We start from the raw sequence: 4,902 nt of genomic DNA on the forward strand, positions 1-4,902 counted from the left end.
GCACACACTGTTCGATGAGAGCACGGCCTTCCCCACCGAACTTGGGGTCGCCGCTTGACCTGCTAACCGCCTGAGGTGTCTATGCGGTCACAGCACTAGTTGCTTGACGGCCGTGTCGATGTAAAGGGTGTTGAAGAGCACGACGGCGTTGAGGGCCAGGCAGAGGGCGCCGAGCTGGTCTTCCATGCCTTCGCGGTAGTGCTGGCGCAGTTCGCCGCGCTGGCCGAAGAAGATGCGGCGGGCAAGGCGGTGGCGGGCCTCGGTGACGTTGAGCTGGGTGCCGATGGTGCGCCGGTAGCTCTCGTCGGAGACGAACTGGAGCAGGTGGAGGGTCTTGAAGATCCGGCCGTAGTGGGCGAAGGCGTCCCCGAGGCCGGTGGGGCGGCCGTCGCGGGAGAGCATGCGGATCAGGTCGTGGCCGCGGACCTCGCCGAGGGTCAGGGAGCCGGCCACGCGCAGCATGTCGTCCCAGTGGGCGCGGACGCGGTCCAGGCGGATGGTGTGTCCGACTATGGGCTGGAGCGGGCCGTAGTCGGCGGCGGTGTTGATCCGCCACAGCCGGGTGTCGGAGATGTCAGCGATCCGCGGGGAGAACTGGTAGCCGCAGATGGCGAACAGGCCGAAGACGATGTCGGAGTAGGAGGCGGTATCGGTCACCACGGTGTGGGGTTTGGGGCCGCCGTCGCGGGCGTGGATGGCGTCGAGTATGAACAGTGAGTCGCGCAAGGTGCCGGGCACGACGACGCCGCCCAGGCCCATCACCTGGTCGTTGATGACGTTCAGCCAGGTGGCGCCTTTGTGGCGCAGGCCGAAGTAGCGCGGGCTGCTGCCGGAGTACAGGGACTGCACCGGCACGGTGAAGCGCACCCCGTCGGCGGAGGCGACCAGCCCGCCGCCCTAGGCTCGGACCACGTCGATCTTCTGCTGGGCGGCGATCAGGGCGGCGTTGGCGGCCGAGATGGTCTCGGCGCGGAAGTAGCCCTGGTCGACCTGGACCAGCCTCGCGCGGGTCAGCGCGGGCACGTCCGGCTTGGCCACCGGCACCAGCCCGACGTTGCACGCCTCCGACAGCAGCACTCCGCAGATGCTGGTGACGAAGTCGTCCATGCCGGAGTCCGCCCCGGAGATGTGGGTGAACGCCTCGGCGAACCCGGTCAGCTCGGCGACCTCCAGCAGCAGTTCGGGGAAGTCGACCGGCGGGAGCATTCCGTTGACCAGGTACCGGAACGGCGGCATCAGCGCCGGTTCCGGGGCCCGGCCCAGTTTGCCCAGCCACAGCTTGCCGCCCGTCACCTCCAGCGCCGCGTTCCCCGGCAGCCCGGCAACCACCTGCACGTAGGCGGCGTGGAGGGCCCCGGCCAGCTCCGCCAGGTGCCCGGCCGGTTCCTCCTCCAGGCCCAGCGCGGTCAGCACCCGCGGCCGCGCCGCAGTCCACCGCTCGCCGGCCAGCAGCTTCGCCCGGGTGTCGCCCCACCGGTCGCCGTCGCGTGCGTAGATGTCCCGGCGCCGCAGCCCGCGGTGCAGCTGCTCCAGAACGCAGAAGCTGTAGGCGGCCTTGTCGACCGTACCGGCCGGCAGGGCCGGGTTGGCGAACACCAGCCGCCGCCATGAGCCGGTCACCAGCTGCGCGTCGACCTCTGCCGCCGACACCCGCTTGCGGCCGATTAGCTCCGGCAGCCGCCGAAGCGCGCGGACCGCTGGCGCCCCGGCCTCGGTCGCGCCGAGGTCTATGACGTCGACGAGCATCCGGATGAACCCGCGCACCGTGCCGTAGCGGGCCACCAGCTCTGCCCGCCACTCCGCCGCGTCGTCCCCGTCGCCGTCTGGCACCGCCGCCGCGATCGTCGCCAGCGCGGCGGCCATCTGCTCGCGCGGCACGACCGCCTCGATCGCCGACCAGGCGTCCAGCACCGAGACCACCTCACCGGCCTCCGTCGCCGGCGGCGTCGACATCAGCACGTCCACCGCCGCCGCGACCTTCTTCGCCGCCTTCCGCAGCTGCGGCAGCGCCTTGAGCTTCGCGTCTTTGCCCATCCGTTCCGCCCGCGCCAGGAGCTTCGAGGCCATCAGGGCGTGCAGCAGGTCCAGCGCGTCGTCCACCGTCGCGGTCTCCAGATGTCGCACCGTCGCCAGCAACGTCGCGGTCTGCCGCGTCACCTCCAGCCGCTTGAGCGTCGGCGCCTTTGACGACAGCCCGTACCGGGCCAGCCCCGTCATCCGCGCCGCCGGTACCCGCGAGGCGTCGACCGCCCCCGCCCCCAGGCCCCGCACCTGCCGGGCCCGCTCCAGCGCGGCCTCCATGGCCTTGCCCGACACCCGCACCGGCGGGGTCCGCAGCCGGTCCAGCTCCGAGACCCGCGCCTTCTCCGGCACCTCCAGCAGCCCCAGCATCTGCGTGCGCAGTCCAGCCGGCACCGCCTCGTACAGCGCCCGGTGCAGCCGGTCGTTCTCCTCCGCCCGCACTCCGGCCACCATCCGCGCCAGCCGGGTGATCCCCGGCAGCAGCACCCGGTTGCCCACCAGCCACACCACCGCCCGGTCGAACAATGCCCGCGGCCCCTCCAGCGACGACCACACCCGCGCCGCCAGGAACTCCTGCAGCTCCTCCCGGCCAGCCGCGAAGTCCCGGTAACCGTAGCTATCCCGGATCTCCCACGCGTGCTCATACCGTCGCTGCAGCCGCCTCCCGTACTCCGCGTAGTGGGCGTCGTTCACGCCCAGCTGCTCGGCAACGAACCGCACCACCACCGCCGGCACCGCGTCCGGGTCCTCCGTCAGGAACGTCCCCAGCATCCGGACCGTCCCCCACTGCACCGCCCACCCCAGCCGCGTCGCCGGACGGCGCTTTGCAGCCGCCAGCTCCAGCGCCCGCGCGTCCAGGCGGAAGAACTGCTCCAGCTCACCCGGCGACGGCTCCGTGGCGAACCGGCCGAAGCGGGCCTCTTGCTCAACAGACAGATACTCAACAGGCATGACCAGGACCGTTAAGGCCCCTGAACAGCCAAAACGGCCCCGTCATCGAACCGGAACCAAGATCACCCCACTACCGCTAAAACCGGTTCCGATACTCCCCGGACCCCGGATACCGGCCTGAGCAAGCCTGCGGCGCTGGCAGGCTTGCCCACCTACACACGGGGCTTGCCCACGGGTCAGGTACGGAAACGGGCAGCCAGCCACCGGCCCTGCGCGCCAGCGCCTCCTACTGCTCACGGCGTCAGGACCGCCGGGTGCTGGGTGATGGCGGTGCTCAGGGTGGCGTCGCCCCTGCCAGCCGGCCCCACACCACTGTCCCCTGCTGCTGCCACGGGCCCGTGCGCCCCTTCGCCCGTCCCCGCGCCACGCACCGCACCGCACCGCACCGCACCGCACCGCACCGCACCGGGGAGGTGCGGCCCACCAGAACCGCCAAAACCCGCAGACGTGCCAGACCCCGAACCCGGACCAGCACCAGCACCAGCACCAGCACCAGCCTCCACGGGCATACTTGCCGTGCGCACGTACAGGATGCGCTGCAGACATAGCCGATCCATCACTGGCCGAGGTCACGGTGATCGCTCCCGCCAGGGCGGCGGCAGCGGCTTGATCAGCGCCCATAAGTCGTCATCCACGATCCACGGCCGAGTGCTCACACCCTCCCGAACGGTCAAATCCTCACATCGGTCAGGCTCGGCCAGGACACCTCAACAAAATCGTGTTACGAGCTCTAAACTCTGGAGTCAGACATCACCCCCGGGACGCGCCAATGCCGGAGATCGGCATTACTTCAGGACGATTCATCGATTCTGGAAAGAATCGCCATTCTGCCCGGAGATATTCGATAAATGCGATCCGGCTCCCATTCCGCACTCGCGTCACGCACTTTCTTCCCCCTTTGGATTGGAATTGAGGAGAGAGTGACACTGTGTGCGGTCGCGGCGTCAACCGTGTAGAATACTCGCGCTATTCCAGCTGCGAGCAATGCTTTCTGACAGCGAGGGCATGGCTTGGCGAGCATGGGAATGCCGGAAAAGTTTACGCGGGCGATGTAGATGGCGGCACTTGCTGGGTTTGCTGTGCGGCGCAGTACCGATTCTTCTGCATGGAAAGTGGCGTGGCGGAAGTCGATGGTGGGGTTGTTGCGGCGCACGTTGGGTGAGGCTGCCAGGATGCGGTTTCTGACAGCGAGGACAGCTCCCATTTTGTGGCGGCACTGGGAGCTGAGCGCCTGCCGAAGCGCCAGATCTATCATGGTCAATGTGTAAAATACCTTCTCAGCTCTGTGCCGACGGTTTCTTTGATTGCCCCGCTCCCCTACCGATACTCGGGTGGGGTATGTCCTGCTCGGTAGAGGTCTGGTGGCGACGGTGCAGGCGAGCGGCGGCCGATGGGGCGTTCCGGAGAGTGAGGTGCGCCGGGCGGCGGACTGAACGCGGTGAAGGTGGGTGGCCAGGACCTGGTCCGCATCGGCCGTTCCGCAGCGTGCCGAAGCAGGAACGCATGGAGGGAATGCTTCTGCGGTGGCATCAGCGGATCGCCCGGGAACGGCAGGAAGCGGGTGCCCCCGGTCGTGCGGCACAACGTAAAAGCGCCAGTCGCACCATCTGGCAGGGATCGACTGGCGGCGGGGGCTCGTGGAGCAGACCCGCGACCGGGCAACGCGAACATGGTGGCGGCCGCGCGCTGTAGTCAGGCTGCTTGACGCGGCTGAGCACACCGAGACACAGTGGCTGCGCGCCGCGGCCCCGCCAGGACAGTGCAGCCGTCACCGAGCCGCTCTCCCCCCACGAGCAGGACCAAAACGCCGACGGGCGGCAGATAGCTCCCGGGGGCCCGACCGCTTCGCTGCGTCCATACAACGGGGAACTGAAGGGCCAGCTGTTTCGGTGCTATGTAGGAACAGCCACCCCTACGACAGCCCAACCC

At 69.0% G+C, this 4,902-nt stretch carries 1 protein-coding gene and 1 pseudogene; both read right to left on the reverse strand.

All coding sequences use genetic code 11. From position 1 onward, the window contains the following. Nucleotides 1–87 precede the first annotated feature (87 nt). Nucleotides 88–2,973 (reverse strand): annotated as a pseudogene (locus PV350_RS44470) (Tn3 family transposase). A 790-nt stretch (nt 2,974–3,763) separates the two neighbouring features. Then, nucleotides 3,764–4,228, reverse strand: a complete 465-nt coding sequence (locus PV350_RS44475; protein WP_500339050.1) for a cytidine/deoxycytidylate deaminase family protein — start codon at nt 4,226–4,228, stop codon at nt 3,764–3,766. Nucleotides 4,229–4,902 lie beyond the last annotated feature (674 nt).

The sequence above is a fragment of the Streptomyces sp. PA03-6a genome (genome assembly GCF_033792765.1).
Classification (GTDB): domain Bacteria; phylum Actinomycetota; class Actinomycetes; order Streptomycetales; family Streptomycetaceae; genus Actinacidiphila.